The organism is Enterobacteriaceae endosymbiont of Macroplea appendiculata, assembly GCF_012571605.1.
In the GTDB taxonomy this organism is placed as follows: Bacteria; Pseudomonadota; Gammaproteobacteria; order Enterobacterales; family Enterobacteriaceae.
On the sequence record NZ_CP046220.1, the window covers coordinates 112,344 to 128,940 of the forward strand.

Sequence of the window (16,597 nt, forward strand, 5' to 3'; positions counted from 1 at the left end):
TAAATGTCTACAGAAATCATAAAATTTAAACAAGATAATTTTATATTTTATGTAATTTATTTATATCATGTACAACCTAAAAATATATATCAAGCAGTTAAAAATAAAATAAAGACTTCTATTGATTTATTTACAAAAATTCCTGTAATAATTAATATTTCTTTGGTTACATTACAAGAAAAAGATTGGCCAAAAATTTATGAAGCCATTTTGAAAACAGGAATTAATATTATTGGAGTTAGTGGATGTCATGATATTAATATAATAAAAATCATTAGTCGTACTGGTATTCCTATCATATATCAATATAATAATATTATCTCCAATACTAATTATATAAAACCAAAAAAACAATTAATTAAAACACAAAATTCTCAAACATTAGAATCATTAATACAAATAATTAAATATAAAAAAAAAACAAGTAATATTAATTTTACAAATAGCAAAATTATTGATTATCATATAAGATCTGGACAACAAATTTATGCTCGTAACTGTGATTTAATTATTATTAATCATGTTAGTCATGGTGCAGAACTTATATCGGATGGTAACATACATATTTATGGATATATGCGTGGTAAAGCATTATCTGGTGCTAATGGTAATCAGAATTGTCAAATTTTTTGTAGTAAATTATTTGCAGAACTATTATCTATAGCAGGAGAGTTTTTAATAAAAGATAATATTACAAATGAATTTCTAGGACAAGCTACAAGAATTTTTTTAAAAAATAAGAAAGTAACTATACAATTATTAAATATAAAAAAAAATATATAATTTTATGTTATAAAGGAAACATATATTATGCGCATAATTGTAGTAACATCTGGTAAAGGTGGCGTAGGCAAAACTACTTCTAGTGCTGCGATAGCAACTGGTTTAGCACAACATGGTAAAAAGACAGTTGTTATAGATTTTGATATAGGATTACGTAATCTTGATCTTATTATGGGTTGTGAAAGAAAAGTAATATATGATTTTATTAATGTTTTGCAAGGTGAAATAACACTACATCAAGCTTTAATTAAAGATAAAAATATTAGTAATCTATATATTTTACCTGCTTCACAAACAAGAAATAAGGATGCTTTAACTTATCAAGGAGTGGAAAATATTTTTAAAATTTTGAATATTATGAATTTTGATTTTATAATATGCGATTCTCCTGCTGGAATAGAAAGTGGTGCATTAATTGCATTATATTTTGCAGATGAAGCTATTATTACAACTAATCCAGAAATTTCTTCTATTAGAGATTCTGATAGAATATTAGGTATCTTATCTTCTAAATCAAAACGAGCAAAATATGGTGAAGAACCTATTACAGAATATTTATTGTTAACACGCTATAATCCTGAAAGAGTATATTATGGTGATATGTTAAGTTTAGATGATATTATTGATATTTTAGGTATTAAAATTATTGGGGTAATACCAGAAGATCCGTTAGTATTAAGAGCTTCTAATCATGGTAAAAGTATTATTTTACATAACACATCTGAAGCAGCACAAGCATATAATGACACTGTTAAGCGTTTATTAGGTGAAAAGGTTTCTTTAAGATTTATTAACTATAAAAGAAAGAGTTTTTTTAAACGTTTTTTTTGGAGTTAAAAATGTATTTTATAAATTTTTTTTTATCAAGAAAAAAAACAGCTGCAAATATTGCTAAACAAAGATTAAAAATACTTATTACAGCAAATTCTCATGTAAAAAATATATATCCTATATATATAACACAATTAAAACAAGAATTAGTAGATACAATATGCAAATTTATGAAAACTGATCCAAACATGATTAATATTATTTATAATAATAAAGGGAATACTTCACATTTAGTTTTAAATATAACTTTACCAAGTAAAAAAACTAATAAGGTCAAAAAACATGAGTAAAATACTATATAATATTTTTTATATAATTTATAGGATACGTTTTATATATACGTTTATTATTCATTAACATATTATTTATAATATAAACTATGTTTTTGATAGTAGATGTTTTTTTATATATAAAATATATTGTCAGATTATTATGAATTTTACTTGTAATATTATGTTTTGAAAAATCATATATATCTGATATTAACACCCATGATCCTTGTAAACACATAATATTTTTGATTACATTATTATAATGTAATATACATTCACTATTTTTACCTAACCATAAACCTTTTTTAGTTCTTTTATATATAGCAAAATATACATAACAATAATTATATTTAATAATACTAATAATATTTCTTATGTTTGTACATTGCCAAGCTTGTTCTGCGCGTATCATTAAAGATGATACACCAATCTTAGGTATGTTTAATGCAAAAGATATTCCTTTAGCTGCTGCTACACCTACTCTAATACTAGTAAAATTACCTGGACCTAATGCATATCCTAAAATATCAATATTTCTTAAAAATAGATGATGTTGTTGTAATAATTTTTGTATTAAAATAAATATATATTGTGTATGTGCATTAGGACTATATTGACGTACAGCAGTAATAATATTACCTTTTTGTAATGTCACAATACAATGTTTATTACATGTATTAATTGTTAAAATATTCTGATACATCATAATTACTATTATTATTTTTTTTAAAATAGATTATATATAAATTTGTTGTGTTAAGCAAAAAATATGTTATAATTCTATAACATTGCATTGTTATATGTAACAATAGATGTTATTTATTATAATAATAATGTTATTTATAAACTAAAACATTATCTAATTTTATAAGATAAAATTTTTATTAAGGCTTACCATGACAACTATAGTATGTGTAAGAAGAGATAAAGAAGTAGTAATTGGTGGTGATGGACAAGCCACATTAGGTAATACAATTATGAAAGGTAATGTAAAAAAAATTCGTAAATTATATAATGGAACAGTTATTGCTGGCTTTGCTGGTGGTACTGCGGATGCGTTTACATTATTTGAATTATTTGAACAAAAATTAGAAATATTTCAAGGAAATTTAGTAAAATCTGCTGTAGAATTAGCTAAAGATTGGCGTACTGATAGAATGTTAAGAAAACTAGAAGCATTATTAGTAATTGCAGATAAAATTACTTCTTTAATTATTACAGGCATTGGTGATGTTATACAACCAGAAAATGATATAGTAACAATAGGATCTGGCGGACCATATGCACAAGCTGCGGCTCGCGCTTTGTACGAAAACACTAATTTAAATGCATATGATATAGTTAAAAAATCTCTTGTAATAGCAGGAGATATTTGTATATATACAAATCATAATTTTACTATTGAAACATTATTTTCTAAATCAGCATGAGGAAAATGCTAGTTATGTCTGAAATGACCCCCCGTGAAATTGTACATGAATTAGATAAATTTATTATAGGACAAAATAGTGCAAAAAAAGCTGTAGCTATAGCTTTAAGAAATCGTTGGCGACGTATGCAATTAGATGAAAATTTGCGACAAGAAGTTACACCTAAAAATATATTAATGATTGGACCCACTGGTGTGGGTAAAACAGAAATAGCACGACGTTTGGCAAAATTAGCAAATGCTCCATTTATTAAAGTAGAAGCTACAAAATTTACTGAAATTGGTTATGTTGGGAAAGAAGTAGATTCTATTATACGTGATTTAACTGATGCAGCTATTAAAATGATTAAAACTCAAGCTTTTAATAAAAATTGTTATCGAGCTAAAGAAATTGCTGAAGAAAAAATTGTTAATATTTTATTATCTAAAAAAAATAATATAGATAAAATACAAGATACTAAATTAATAAAACAAAAACTATTAATGCAACTTAGAGATGGACAACTAGATAATGAAGAAATTGAAGTAAATATTTCAAATACTCCTATGGGTATTGAAATTATGGCTCCTCCTGGTATGGAAGAAATGACTAATCAATTACAATCATTATTCCAAAATTTTAGTGGTAATAAACAAAAGAAACGAATATTAAAAATAAAACATGCTATAAAATTATTATTAGAAGAAGAAGCAAACAAATTAGTAAATAATGAAGAACTAAAACATAAAGCAATAGAATCTGTTGAACAAAATGGCATAGTTTTTTTGGATGAAATAGATAAAATTTGTCGACGTAGTAACAACATATCTTCTGATGTTTCACGAGAGGGTGTTCAAAGAGATTTATTACCTTTAGTAGAAGGTTGTACAGTATCTACTAAACATGGTATGGTTAAAACAGATCATATTTTATTTATAGCGTCAGGATCTTTTCAAATAGCTAAACCATCAGATTTAATTCCAGAATTACAAGGAAGATTACCAATAAGAGTAGAATTAAAGGCTTTAACTACGCATGATTTCGAAAGAATTTTAATAGAACCTAATGCATCTATTACAATGCAATATCAATCTTTATTAGCTACAGAACAAGTCTATATTAGTTTTACAAAAGATGGGATTAAACGGATTGCTGAATCTGCATGGAAAGTAAATGAAACTACAGAAAATATTGGTGCACGTAGATTACATACTATACTAGAACACTTAATGTCTGATATATCATATAATGCGAGTGAGTATTTTAATAAAAATATTATTATTGATAAAGATTATGTATGTAAACATTTAGATACATTAATTGCTAATGAAGATATGAGTAGATATATTCTTTAAAAAATATGTAATTTAGTATTAATTAATTAGTATTTAATTGCAAGAATTATCTATTTTATTAATTTAATACTATTAAAATATAAATATATAAGTAATTAATTTAAATGTCTCTTTTGTAAGACTTGAATTACATCATTAATACTAATATTATGATGTTGTAGTAGTACTATTAAATGATATAGTAAATCAGCAGTTTCTTCTATAATATCAGTTATACTGTTATGATTAGCAGCAATGATTGTTTCAATTGCTTCTTCACCAACTTTTTGTGAAATTCTTTTAATACCACTATTAAATAAATTATGAGTATATGTTTTTTTTTTTGTAAAACATTGTTGTTTTTTATGTAATATTTTTTCTAATAAATATAAAAAAGTATAGTTAGATATTATCTGATTCTTGAAACAACTATAATAATTTAAATGACATGTTTTATTTATTGGTTCTACTAAAATTAATAAAGTATCTTTATCACAATCAGTAGCAATGTTACACATATAAAGAAAATTACCAGTTGTTTCTCCTTTTGTCCATAAATTTTTGCGTTTTCTAGAAAAAAAAGTTACTTTTTTTGTTTCTAATGTTTGTTTTAAAGCTTGTTGATTCATAAAAGCATGCATTAATATTTGTCCAGATACTTTATGTTGTATAATCACAGGTATTAGACCATTAGTTTTTTCCCAATTTAATGCAGATATATTTATTAACATAACCTAATCTCTATATGTTTATTATGTAATTGTTTTTTTAAAATACTAATATTAACTATATTACCATGGAATATTGATGCTGCTAATGCGCCATCAACATTAATATCTTTATGAAAAACATCATAAAAATGACTAATTGAACCAGCACCTCCAGAAGCAATTAATGGTATTTTACATATTTTTCTAATTTTTTTTAATTGCAAAATATCATAACCTCTACGTATACCATCTTGATTCATCATATTTAATACTATTTCACCAGCACCTAATTCTTGTACTTTTTGAACCCAATCAATAGTTTTCCAAGATGTTTTTTGAGTAAATTTAATATTACCTGTATATTTATATACATAATATTCTTTTGTATATATATCGTACCAAGAATCAATACCAACAACAACACATTGTTTGCCAAAATATTGTGATAATTGTGTTATTAATATAGGATCATTTAATGCAGGTGTATTTATAGATATCTTTTCTGCACCTAATTGTAAAATTCTTAAAGCATCTGTAATAGATTTTATGCCTCCAGCAACACAAAATGGTATATTAATAACATCAGCAATCTGAGTAATCCATTTCTTATCAACTGTTCTATTATCAATAGAAGCTGTAATATCATAAAAAACTAATTCATCAGCACCATCATAATAATATTTTTTAGCTAAATTAACAATATCACCAACATATTTATGTTGTTTAAATTGTTTTCCTTTTACTACTTTATTATCTAATACATCTAAACATGGTATAATCCTTTTTGCCAACATAAATTAGCCTCCTTAACAGTAAATTTTTTTTCTAATAACGCCTTCCCAATAATAATATTATGTATACCAATATTTTTTAATTTTAAAATATCATGTAATGTAGATATACCTCCAGAAGCTTGTAAATTAATTCCTGGATATTTATACAATATTTCTTGATATAAATTTATATTTGGTCCTAAAAAAGTACCATCTTTAGTAATATCAGTACATAAAAAATTCTTAATACCGATTAATAAAGATTTTTCTATTATATTTTCTAAATAAATATTAGATTTTTCTTTCCAACCATTTATATATACTATTTTATTATTATTTTTAATTTTAATATCTAAAGCTAAAATTATAGAATTTTTATATATATTACTCCAATATTTAACTAAATTAAAATTTTGTATAATAATAGAACCAAGAACAATTTGAGCTTGAGGTATAATATTGTGTATATTTTGTATATCTGTAGTACTACGAATACCGCCACCAATTTGTATAGGAATATTTATATTATTAAAGATTTTTTTAAATAATTTTGTCTGTTTATTATTAGGATTTTTTGCTCCTTCTAAATCAACAATATGTAATTTTTGTGCACCTTGTAAAATATATGTTTTAATATAGAATTCTGGATCATGTAAATATGTTTGTTGTAAATTAAATTTACCTTGATGTAAGCGTACTACTTTACCTTTTATTAAATCAATAGATGGAATAATCATATTATATTTTTAAAAAATTTTTAATTAATTGTAAACCAGCTATACCAGATTTTTCTGGATGGAATTGCACACCAAAAAAATTTTTATATTGTATAATGGCACTAAAAAACTTATGATAATAACTTGTTGCTATAGTATATTGATTAGTATTTATTATATAACTATGTGAAAAATAAAAATAGGTTTGATTAGGTATATTATATAATATTGGAGAATCTTTACTATAATTAATGGTATTCCAACCCATGTGTGGTACAGGTAAATGAGTGTTATTTATCATATTGACAGTATAATCTAAAATATTTAAGGTATGTATACCATTAGATTCCATACTATATTTACCTAAAATTTGCATTCCTAAACATATACCTAATATATCTTTTTGACAAGAACAAATAATATGTATTAGATTATGAGTTTGTAATGTATGCATTACTGATTTTACCGAACCTACTCCTGGTAAAAATATTTTATCAGCTTGCCTAATTTTATTAGGATTATTAGTGATTAATGCATTAAAACCAATTTTTTTAATTGCAGATTGTAAAGAATACAAATTACCACAAGCTGTATTAATAATAATAATTTTCAATATAGAATTCCTTTCGAACTTGGTATAGTAAAATTTACAATACGTATAGCTTGTTTTAAAGTTTGTCCAAATACTTTAAACAAACTTTCAGCTTTATGATGATCATTATCACCAATTACTTTTAAATATATATTAGATGACATAGAATATGATAACGAATAAAAAAAATGTTTTATCATTTCAGTACTTAAATCACCTACTTTTTGAAATTTAAATTTTGCATCATATTGTAAATATGGTCTACCAGATAAATCTAAAGCACATTCTGCTAAAGATTCATCCATAGGTAATACAAAACCAAATCTTTGTATACCTAATTTATCTCCTAATGCTTTTAATAAAGCTGTTCCTAAAGTTAAAGCTGTGTCTTCAATAAGATGATGATCATCAATATATAAATCTCCTTGTGATTGTATATTTAAAGTACATCCTGAATGGATAGCTATTTGTTCTAACATATGATTAAAAAAATGTATCCCTGTATTTATTTTGTTCATATTAGTATGACTATCTAGTATAATTTCTGTATATATAGATGTTTCTTTTGTATGCCTTGTAACGTGTGCATATCGTTTTATAGGTGTTAATTTTGTTATAATATCCATCCAATCCATTTTTTGATTATAATGGATTCCTTGTATACCTATATTTTTTGCTAAATCCATATCAACTACACGATCTCCAATAACATAGCTATTATTTTTATCTAAATTATTTAGATATAACTTTATCATATCTATATTTGGCTTACGACATAAACAATTTTCTTTTTTATAATGTGGACATATATAAATACCATGAAAAAAAATATTTTGTGATTCTAAAATTTTTAACATAAAATTATGTACCATGTAAAAATTTTTTTTAGAAAAATATTGTGTACCTAGTCCATCTTGGTTAGAAATCATAACTAATATATAAGATAATTTTCTTAATTGTGATAAAGCTAAAATAACGTTTTTTTGAAAACGTAATTTATTTATATCATCTACTTGAAAATTATCTTCTGGTTCGTGTATTATCGTACCATCACGATCTATAAAAATAATTTTTTTTAACATCTTATATATTCCCTAATACTAAAAACCAGTTTTATTGAATTAATAATTGTTGCAATACAACAATTATTTGTTTACATTCATGATATGTACCAATAGTTATTCTTAAACAATTTTTTAATTGTGTTATCTGATTTTGTTGTCTTACAATAATATTATGTTTTAATAAATAATTAAAAACATGTTGTACATTTATAAATTCAACTAAAATATAATTAGTAACACTAGGATAAATATGTTTTACAATATTTAAATATTTTAATTTTCTTATTAACCATTCTCTATTTGCTATAATATTTTTAATATTATCAAATACTATACTTATATATGAACTATGTAATGCTTGTACAGCTATATCAGAAACTGGCTGTGGAATAGGATATGGAGCAATAACTTTTTTTAAAGTATGTATAATACTATGGTATGCAATAATAAAGCCACAACGGAGACCTGCTAAACCAAAAGCTTTAGATAAAGTTCTTAAAACAATTACATTATTATACTGTGTAATTAATTTTAATAATGTATATGTATGACAGAATTCTATATAAGCTTCATCCAATACTATAATAATGTTATTGTTCACAAATTTTAATAATTTGATAATATCATTTTTATTAATTAAATTTCCAGTAGGATTATTAGGATTACATATATAAATAATTTTTATATTATAATTATTTATTTTGTGTATTATTTTTTTTAAATTTAACTGAAAATTACATAAACATTTTACTGTGTAATATTTTACACCTAATATTTGCGCATTAATTTGATACATGCCATATGTAGGAGGACAAAACATAATAGCATCATGGTATGGAATACAGAAAGTACGCATAATTAATTCAATACCTTCATCAGCACCTCTCGTAATTAAAATATTATTGATATTAATATTAATATTAATGTATTTCATATAATAAAATTTTAATTTTTGTGGTTGAGGTTCAGGATATCTATTAAAAGTATTAACTTTTAAATGAAATACATGATTTTTAGGTGATTCGTTTGCATTTAAAAGAATTTGTCGGCATTGTGTATTATGTAATAATCTAGCAGATTGGTAAGGTAATAAATTAATAATATCATGACGTACGATCTTGTTAATAAAATGTTTATTTGTTTTAACAATATCATGTAATAGTTTATTTTGTAAAATATATTTTTTGCGTATTGTAACTGCATTTTTATGACCTAACAATTTTTCTTGTTGTGCCATAATTTCTACTGTTTCAGCAATTTTCATAAAACCTTGTTTAGTTAATTTTTGGGTATAAATACGTTTTTGAAAATCTAATACTCCTAAACAAGAATAAGTTTTTGCATAACCATATGTAGGTAAAACATGGTTAGTACCAGTAGCATAATCTCCAACAGCTTCTGGTGCCCAATGGCCTAAAAAAATAGATGCAGCATTATTAATTTGAGATAAAATACGTTTATAATTATTACATTGTATAATTAAATGTTCAGGAGCATACAAATTTGCAATTTGTATACATTGCATCATATTTTTTGCAATTATAATATAACTATTTTTTAGAGATTGTTGTATATATTGTTGATTTTTGATGACACTATATTGTGTATGTATATTTTTAAATACTTCATTAGCAATTTTAATATCTGTAGTAACAAGTATGACTTGTGAATCATTCCCATGTTCTGCTTGTGATATTAAATCAGCTATAATAAAATCAACATAAGCAGTATGATCAGATATAATCATTAGTTCTGATGGTCCTGCTGGCATATCGATAGCAGTATTAAAAGTATTAGATAAAGATATTTGTCGTTTTGCTTCTGTAACAAAGGCATTACCTGGACCAAAAATTTTGTTTACTTTTGGTATTGTTTCTGTACCATATGCCATTGCAGCAATAGCATGTGCACCACCTATTTGGAAAATATTACTAATTCCACATAAAGAAGCAGCAAATAATATTTCATTAGATATTGGTGGTGGTGAACATAAAATAATATTTTGACATAAAGCTAATTTAGCAGGTATGCCTAACATTAATACAGTAGAAAATAATGAAGAATTACCTCCGGGAATATATAGTCCTACTGTTTGTATAGGTTTATAAAGTTGTTGACAAAATATACCAGGTATAGTTTCAATTATTATTTCTTTTCTAATTTGTGTTTTATGAAATTTTTTTATATTCAAAAAAGCATTATAAATAGCTTTTTTAGTACTATTACTTATATAAGTTTTTGCATCATAAATTTGTTGTTTGTTAATTTTTAATTTTACGAGATTTATTTTATCAAATAACAAAGTATAATTAATTAATGATTTATTACCTTGTTGTTTTACGGTTTGTAAAATATTTTTTACATCATCATATAACCTATGATTGAGTAAACGTGCTGGACGCGTGAGAATTTTTTTTTGGTATATGGCATCACATTTATCCCAATAAATAATATTATTTGCAATCATATAATTTTACTCCAACATTTTTTCAATAGGTAATACTAAAATAGAACTTGCACCTAACATTTTTAATTGTTCCATAGTTTCCCAAAATAATGTTTCTGTACTTACCATATGCATTACTAGTTTATTACTTTTACGAGATAATGGTAAAATAGTAGGATATTCAGCACCAGGTAATAAATTTATTGCTTCTTGTAATTTTTCTCGTGGTATATGTAACATAATGTATTTTGATTCTTTAGCTTTAATTACGCCTTGTATTCTAGTTAATAATTTATTGATTAATTCTTGTTTAACATCTAATATTGTACCCCAACGTTGTATTAAACATGCTTTAGAACTATATATAACTTCTACTTCTTTAATACCATTTTCTTTTAACGTAGCTCCTGTAGATACTAAATCACATATTGCATCTGCTAAACCAACTTTTGGAGCTAATTCAACAGAACCATTTAATACACATGATTTAAATTTTATATTATATTTATCTAAATATTGTTTTAATAAATTAGGATAAGATGTTGCTATTCTATAATTTTGTAATGTTTCTATACCTTTATATTGTTTATGTATAGGAATAGCTATTGATAATCTACATACTCCAAAATTTAACCTTAATAATGTTGTATATTTAGGTGTATATTTTATATTTATGAATTTAGTTAAGACTTTTTCTTTTAAGACATTTTCACCTATAATACCTAAATCAACTACTCCTTCCATAATTAATTCTGGTATATCATCATCTCGAACCATAAATATGTCGATAGGTAGATTTTTAGCAGATGTAATTAATTGTTGTTGTTGTTGTTGTTGTAAATTTATTTCAATACCACATTTTTTTAATAATTTATATGAATCATAACTTAAACGTCCTGCTTTTTGCATTGCAATACGCAATCTAGTATTATCTAGCATTATTTTATTGACCTTTTAATAAAACTGTAAAATATTTATTCATGATAACTGTGTAATTATATTATTTATAACATAAAAATGAATTTTTTTAAAAAACTTATATAATAAATAAAATTTTATATATAGTCTATATATAACCTATATCATTATAGGTAGGATTAGTAGCAGCATAACGAGCTAGTTTATCACATTTTTCATTATATATATGTCCAGTATGTCCTTTTACCCATATCCAATGAATATTATGATTTGTTAATGTAATATTTAAACGTTTCCATAAATCAATATTTTTAACTGGTTTTTTATTACTACATAACCATTTAGAATGTTGCCAATTAATAATCCATTTTGTAATACCTTCTTTTAAATATTTACTATCTGTTGTAATAATAATATTACAATTTTCTTTTAAGGATTCTAGAGCAATAATAGCAGCCATTAATTCCATACGATTATTAGTTGTATAAAAAAAACCTTGTGAAAAAATTTTTTCATATTGATAATATTGTAAAATAGCAGCATATCCTCCTGGACCAGGATTAGAAATACATGATCCATCAGTAAAAATATTTATGTTTTTATACATTTTTAAACCTTATAAATTTATATTTAGGATAATAAACATGAATAATACTAATAATATACGTCAAGTTGTATTAGATATAGAAACTACAGGTATGAATATCAATCCTCCTTATTATACTGGTCATAAAATTATTGAAATTGGGATAATAGAAATTATTAATCGACAAATTACCGGTAACTTTTTTCATACATATATTAATCCTATGCAAGATATTAGTTTTGAAGCAAATAAGATACATGGTATTACAAAAAAATTTTTATTAGGAAAACCGGTTTTTAAAGATATTGTGTTAAATTTATTAAATTATATACAAAAAACAAAATTAATTATCCATAATGCACAATTTGATATTGATTTTTTAAATTATGAATTATCCCTATTAAAAAATCAAAATACTAAAATAGAAAATATTTGTTCTATTGTTGATACATTAAAAATGGCAAGAAATTTTTTTCCTGGTAAAAGAAATTCATTAAATGCATTATGTGCTAGATTTAGTATTAATACAAAACAACGTGTAGTACACGGTGCATTATTAGATGCAAAACTTTTAGCTAATGTATATTTAGCTATGACAAGTAAACAAAACAAATTTATATTAAATACAATAACAAATATTGATATAAAATTTATTAAAAATAATAATTTATTAGATAATAATTCTGTAAAAAAATTAATAGTAATTCATCCTACTATAGAAGAACAAAAATTACATAAAATGCAAATTATGCTAATTAAAAAAAAATGTGGTTATTGCCTTTGGCAATAATAATATTAAATCTAAAAAAACATATTGACTAACTTATACATAACATATTATAGTATTAGTATGGGTGCGATAGTTCAGTTGGTTAGAATACCGGCCTGTCACGCCGGGGGTCACGGGTTCAAATCCCGTTCGCACCGAATAAATACAAAACAGAATTAATCATTGTTAATCCATAAAACGCAAGAAGGTTTATATTTTTCTAAACTTTGTTTAATTTGATTAATTAAATTAGAACAAATTTCTTTTTTATACATAAAATCATTAATCCAAAAAAAGATAGTAAAATTTATAGAATTAATAGTTATTTCATTTAACACAATATCTACCACAGAATTTTTTATAATTTCATTACTAATAGAAACATTATCAAGTAATATTTTTCTTATAGTTTGTATATCATTTTCTGTAATAATACGTGATAATCCTAAAGTAATTTTGTTACGGTATTCATGTGATTTAGATAAATTTATAATATTTTCTGATAAAATTTTACTATTTGGCACTGATACAATACTACCATCTAATGTTTTTAAAAAAGTACAAAATATTTCTACATTAATAATCTTACCAATAATATTATTTAAATTAATATAATCGCCAATTTGGAAAATACGTAAAGTAATAATCAATAATCCTGAAGCAACATTAGCTAAAGCACTTTGCCATGCTAAACCTATAACTAATCCTATTGTTCCAAATGCTGCTACTATAGATGATGTTTTAAAACCTACACTGCTTAATGCTGTTACAATAACAAATATAAATAAACTATACTTTAATATATTTGATATAAAACCTATAGTAATAGGATCTATATTTCTATTCTTAAAAATATTTTGTATAGTATTAATAATAATTGTGGAAATTTTAAAACCTAAAATTATAATAATAATAGCAAATATTATATTCCAAAAATGAGATAAAAGAGATAATTTATTTTGTAATATCCAATATTTAAGAAGATTTAATATATTATTAATGTTATGCATAAATTATTTTAACCATATGATATAAAATATGTTTATAAAAAAATTATAATATATATAATAATATTATAATGTATTAATTGTATTTAAGTTTTTAAAAATTTTTTCTAAGCGTTTTTTAACACAAATCTGTGATTCTCTAATCCAAGTTCTAGGATCATAATATTTTTTATTAGGCATATTATCACCTTCTGGATTACCTAATTGTCTTTGTAAATATAATTTATTTTTATTATAAAATGATAATATACCATTCCAAGTAGCCCATTGCACATCAGTATCAATATTCATTTTAATAACACCATAATCAATAGATTGTTTTATATCTTTTGCTGAAGATCCAGAACCTCCATGAAATACAAAATTAATAGGATTATATGATAATTTATATTTTTGCATAATATATTCTTGTGTTTTTTTTAAAATTATAGGTTTTAATTTTACATTACCTATTTTATATACTCCATGAACATTACCAAAAGAAGCAGCAATAGTAAATTGCGGACTAATTAGAATTAATTTTTTATATGCATAATCTATGTCATATGGATCGGTATATAATAATGTTTTGGTTAAATTACTATTATCAATACCATCTTCTTCGCCTCCTGTACATCCTAATTCTAATTCTAATGTCATATTCATTTTAGACATTATAGAAAAATATTTACTACAAATATTAATATTATCCGCAAGTGATTCATGTGATAAATCTAACATATGTGAAGAAAATAAAGTGTAACCATATATATTATAATATTTTTGATTTTCTTCTAGTAATCTATCTATCCAAAATAAATTTTTTTTTGTACAATGGTCAGTATGTAAAATTACAGGTATATTATAATATTTAGCTACATTATGAACATGTTGCGCACCAGAAATAGCACCAATTACTGCTGCTAATTGAGGATTATGTTTTTGTAATCCTTTACCTGCAATAAATGATGACCCACCATAAGAAAATTGTATAATAACAGCAGAACGCATTTTAGACGCTGTTTCTAATACTATATTAATAGAATCAGTGCCAACACAATTAATAGCTGGTATAGCAAATTTATTTTTTTTAGCTATTTCGAAAATAGTTTGTACATCATGACCAACTACAACACCAGGTTTAACATAGTTTAAAATTTTAGACATAATATAAACTTTACCTTCTTATTTGAGCAAACGCATTATAATAACATTAGATAATATTTAAATTATAGATTTACATTTTGTAATTTTTCTATAACAGGTAGTGTTTTATTTTCTATAAATTTTAAAAAAGCGCCACCTCCTGTAGAAATATAAGACATTTTATCGAACACATTAAATAATTCTATTGCTGATATGGTATCACCACCACCAACAATAGAAAAAGCACTACTATTTGCAACTGTTTTTGCAATTTGTTTGGTACCATGACAAAAATTTGAAAATTCGAACACACCTACCGGACCATTCCATAATATTGTCGCAGCATTTATTAAAACATTATGAATAATTTTAATGGTTTGATCACCAATATCCATAATTATATCGTTATTTAAAATATTATTTACTTTTTTAATGCCTATATATGAATCATTAGAAAAACTAGTTCCAATTCTACAATCTACTGGTAAAATCATATTTTTATATTTTTGTTGCAAATGTTTAGCTAATGATATTGCATTAGACTCATATAAAGAACATCCAATGTTATGTTGAAGATACAATAAAGTATTAGCAATACCACCACCAATAATTACTTTATCGGAAAAATTTAATAATTGTTTTAACAAATTAAATTTAGTAGAAATTTTAGCTCCACCAATAATAGAAACAATAGGTTTTAATGGCTTATATAAAAATTTCTTTAAATTAATAATTTCATTAATTAATAAAAATCCTGCACAGGATTGTTTAACAAAATTTATAATTCCATATGTTGAAGCATGTATACGATGTGCAGTAGCAAAAGCATCCATAACAAAAATATCACATAATGCAGCATATTTTTTGGATAATGTTTTAGAATTACGCTTTTCTCCAATATTAAAACGTACATTTTCTAATAAAATAATTTCATTATTTTCAAAAACTATACCATTAAGATAATTTTGTTTTAAAACAACTTTATGTTGTAATTGTTTACTTAAATATATAGCAATATTTTTTAAAGAATAAATATTATCATATTTACCTTCAATAGGCCTACCTAAATGTGAAGCTATAATAATTTTAGCTCCTTGTAATAAGGCATATTTAATTGTTGGTAATGCAAATTTTATTCTAGCAGCAGATAAAATTTTACCTTGAGCATCTATAGGAATATTTAAATCTGATCTAATCAATATGATTTTATTATTAATATTAACATCTGTAATATTTAATAAAGACATAATAATATCCTTTTA

The 16,597-nt window shown here is 23.7% G+C and carries 18 protein-coding genes, 1 tRNA gene and 1 pseudogene; 7 read left to right on the forward strand and 13 right to left on the reverse strand.

Annotation, left to right across the window (positions count from 1 at the left end):
- Positions 1-3: 3 nt before the first annotated feature.
- Genes minC through minE form a run of 3 tightly spaced genes read left to right on the forward strand, consistent with a single transcriptional unit; the run spans position 4 to position 1,904 of the window.
- Positions 4-783, forward strand: a complete 780-nt coding sequence (minC, locus tag GJT86_RS00580; protein WP_168920366.1) for a septum site-determining protein MinC — start codon at positions 4-6, stop codon at positions 781-783.
- A gap of 24 nt (positions 784-807) precedes the next feature.
- Complete coding sequence (gene minD / locus GJT86_RS00585; RefSeq protein WP_168920650.1) at positions 808-1,620, forward strand: septum site-determining protein MinD; 813 nt, start codon at positions 808-810, stop codon at positions 1,618-1,620.
- Between the two features lie 2 nt (positions 1,621-1,622).
- Complete coding sequence (gene minE, locus GJT86_RS00590; RefSeq protein ID WP_168920367.1) at positions 1,623-1,904, forward strand: cell division topological specificity factor MinE; 282 nt, start codon at positions 1,623-1,625, stop codon at positions 1,902-1,904.
- 4 nt (positions 1,905-1,908) lie between these two features.
- Here the strand turns inward: minE and tsaB are convergent, their stop codons facing one another.
- The gene (gene tsaB, locus GJT86_RS00595) at positions 1,909-2,592 is read right to left on the reverse strand and encodes a tRNA (adenosine(37)-N6)-threonylcarbamoyltransferase complex dimerization subunit type 1 TsaB (protein WP_168920368.1); all 684 of its coding nucleotides are present in this window, start codon (positions 2,590-2,592) and stop codon (positions 1,909-1,911) included.
- Between the two features lie 190 nt (positions 2,593-2,782).
- Here tsaB and hslV point away from each other — a divergent pair, with 190 nt between their 5' ends.
- Both hslV and hslU read left to right on the forward strand, forming a co-directional pair.
- Positions 2,783-3,316 (forward strand): ATP-dependent protease subunit HslV, encoded by a 534-nt coding sequence (hslV, locus tag GJT86_RS00600; RefSeq protein WP_168920369.1) that lies wholly within the window; start codon positions 2,783-2,785, stop codon positions 3,314-3,316.
- A 14-nt stretch (positions 3,317-3,330) separates the two neighbouring features.
- Positions 3,331-4,650 carry an ATP-dependent protease ATPase subunit HslU gene (gene hslU, locus GJT86_RS00605; RefSeq protein WP_168920651.1) on the forward strand — a complete coding sequence of 440 codons (1,320 nt, stop codon included), beginning with the start codon at positions 3,331-3,333 and terminating at the stop codon, positions 4,648-4,650.
- 95 nt (positions 4,651-4,745) lie between these two features.
- Here hslU and hisIE read toward each other — a convergent pair whose 3' ends face one another.
- From hisIE to rnhA, 9 genes and pseudogenes are all read right to left on the reverse strand, one after another.
- Positions 4,746-5,360: a bifunctional phosphoribosyl-AMP cyclohydrolase/phosphoribosyl-ATP diphosphatase HisIE gene (gene hisIE, locus GJT86_RS00610; protein WP_168920370.1), complete on the reverse strand. Its 615-nt coding sequence runs from the start codon at positions 5,358-5,360 to the stop codon at positions 4,746-4,748.
- Positions 5,354-6,133: an imidazole glycerol phosphate synthase subunit HisF gene (gene hisF / locus GJT86_RS00615; RefSeq protein WP_168920371.1), complete on the reverse strand. Its 780-nt coding sequence runs from the start codon at positions 6,131-6,133 to the stop codon at positions 5,354-5,356. Before hisF ends, hisIE begins: the two co-directional genes overlap by 7 nt.
- Positions 6,103-6,849 (reverse strand): 1-(5-phosphoribosyl)-5-[(5-phosphoribosylamino)methylideneamino]imidazole-4-carboxamide isomerase, encoded by a 747-nt coding sequence (locus GJT86_RS00620; RefSeq protein WP_168920372.1) that lies wholly within the window; start codon positions 6,847-6,849, stop codon positions 6,103-6,105. Before GJT86_RS00620 ends, hisF begins: the two co-directional genes overlap by 31 nt.
- A gap of 1 nt (position 6,850) precedes the next feature.
- Positions 6,851-7,441 carry an imidazole glycerol phosphate synthase subunit HisH gene (gene hisH, locus GJT86_RS00625; protein WP_168920373.1) on the reverse strand — a complete coding sequence of 197 codons (591 nt, stop codon included), beginning with the start codon at positions 7,439-7,441 and terminating at the stop codon, positions 6,851-6,853.
- Positions 7,438-8,502 carry a bifunctional histidinol-phosphatase/imidazoleglycerol-phosphate dehydratase HisB gene (gene hisB / locus GJT86_RS00630; protein WP_168920374.1) on the reverse strand — a complete coding sequence of 355 codons (1,065 nt, stop codon included), beginning with the start codon at positions 8,500-8,502 and terminating at the stop codon, positions 7,438-7,440. Before hisB ends, hisH begins: the two co-directional genes overlap by 4 nt.
- Before the next feature lie 31 nt (positions 8,503-8,533).
- A complete protein-coding gene (gene hisC / locus GJT86_RS02290; protein WP_246209058.1) occupies positions 8,534-9,676 on the reverse strand; it encodes a histidinol-phosphate transaminase in 1,143 nt (380 codons plus the stop codon).
- Positions 9,659-10,951, reverse strand: a pseudogene (gene hisD / locus GJT86_RS02295) (histidinol dehydrogenase); the annotation flags it as partial. The gene hisC and the pseudogene hisD, both read right to left, overlap by 18 nt.
- A 6-nt stretch (positions 10,952-10,957) precedes the next feature.
- Complete coding sequence (hisG, locus tag GJT86_RS00640) at positions 10,958-11,869, reverse strand: ATP phosphoribosyltransferase (protein WP_168920375.1); 912 nt, start codon at positions 11,867-11,869, stop codon at positions 10,958-10,960.
- 127 nt (positions 11,870-11,996) lie between these two features.
- On the reverse strand, positions 11,997-12,455 hold the full coding sequence (gene rnhA / locus GJT86_RS00645) for a ribonuclease HI (RefSeq protein ID WP_168920376.1): 459 nt from the start codon (positions 12,453-12,455) through the stop codon (positions 11,997-11,999).
- Positions 12,456-12,492: 37 nt separating this feature from the next.
- On the opposite strand from rnhA, the gene dnaQ reads away from it, so the two are divergent.
- Complete coding sequence (gene dnaQ / locus GJT86_RS00650; protein WP_168920377.1) at positions 12,493-13,224, forward strand: DNA polymerase III subunit epsilon; 732 nt, start codon at positions 12,493-12,495, stop codon at positions 13,222-13,224.
- Positions 13,225-13,287: 63 nt separating this feature from the next.
- Positions 13,288-13,361: transfer RNA gene (locus tag GJT86_RS00655), tRNA-Asp, on the forward strand.
- 18 nt (positions 13,362-13,379) lie between these two features.
- Here the strand turns inward: GJT86_RS00655 and GJT86_RS00660 are convergent.
- The 3 genes from GJT86_RS00660 to GJT86_RS00670 all read right to left on the reverse strand — a co-directional run bounded on the left by GJT86_RS00660 (position 13,380) and on the right by GJT86_RS00670 (position 16,582).
- Positions 13,380-14,213, reverse strand: coding sequence for a mechanosensitive ion channel domain-containing protein (locus tag GJT86_RS00660; RefSeq protein WP_168920378.1), 834 nt, complete (start codon positions 14,211-14,213; stop codon positions 13,380-13,382).
- A gap of 63 nt (positions 14,214-14,276) precedes the next feature.
- Positions 14,277-15,356 carry a class II fructose-bisphosphate aldolase gene (gene fbaA / locus GJT86_RS00665; RefSeq protein WP_168920379.1) on the reverse strand — a complete coding sequence of 360 codons (1,080 nt, stop codon included), beginning with the start codon at positions 15,354-15,356 and terminating at the stop codon, positions 14,277-14,279.
- 62 nt (positions 15,357-15,418) lie between these two features.
- The gene (locus GJT86_RS00670; RefSeq protein ID WP_168920380.1) at positions 15,419-16,582 is read right to left on the reverse strand and encodes a phosphoglycerate kinase; all 1,164 of its coding nucleotides are present in this window, start codon (positions 16,580-16,582) and stop codon (positions 15,419-15,421) included.
- Positions 16,583-16,597: the final 15 nt, after the last annotated feature.

Coding starts and splice junctions, on each gene's coding strand:
- rnhA (WP_168920376.1), bottom strand. CDS start 12,455: ATGTATAAAAACATAAATATTTTTACTGATGGATCATGTATTTCTAAT.
- minC (WP_168920366.1), top strand. CDS start 4: ATGTCTACAGAAATCATAAAATTTAAACAAGATAATTTTATATTTTAT.
- hisG (WP_168920375.1), bottom strand. CDS start 11,869: ATGCTAGATAATACTAGATTGCGTATTGCAATGCAAAAAGCAGGACGT.
- hisIE (WP_168920370.1), bottom strand. CDS start 5,360: ATGTTAATAAATATATCTGCATTAAATTGGGAAAAAACTAATGGTCTA.
- hslV (WP_168920369.1), top strand. CDS start 2,783: ATGACAACTATAGTATGTGTAAGAAGAGATAAAGAAGTAGTAATTGGT.
- GJT86_RS00670 (WP_168920380.1), bottom strand. CDS start 16,582: ATGTCTTTATTAAATATTACAGATGTTAATATTAATAATAAAATCATA.
- GJT86_RS00660 (WP_168920378.1), bottom strand. CDS start 14,213: ATGCATAACATTAATAATATATTAAATCTTCTTAAATATTGGATATTA.
- dnaQ (WP_168920377.1), top strand. CDS start 12,493: ATGAATAATACTAATAATATACGTCAAGTTGTATTAGATATAGAAACT.
- fbaA (WP_168920379.1), bottom strand. CDS start 15,356: ATGTCTAAAATTTTAAACTATGTTAAACCTGGTGTTGTAGTTGGTCAT.
- GJT86_RS00620 (WP_168920372.1), bottom strand. CDS start 6,849: ATGATTATTCCATCTATTGATTTAATAAAAGGTAAAGTAGTACGCTTA.
- minE (WP_168920367.1), top strand. CDS start 1,623: ATGTATTTTATAAATTTTTTTTTATCAAGAAAAAAAACAGCTGCAAAT.
- hisB (WP_168920374.1), bottom strand. CDS start 8,502: ATGTTAAAAAAAATTATTTTTATAGATCGTGATGGTACGATAATACAC.
- hisF (WP_168920371.1), bottom strand. CDS start 6,133: ATGTTGGCAAAAAGGATTATACCATGTTTAGATGTATTAGATAATAAA.
- hslU (WP_168920651.1), top strand. CDS start 3,331: ATGTCTGAAATGACCCCCCGTGAAATTGTACATGAATTAGATAAATTT.
- tsaB (WP_168920368.1), bottom strand. CDS start 2,592: ATGATGTATCAGAATATTTTAACAATTAATACATGTAATAAACATTGT.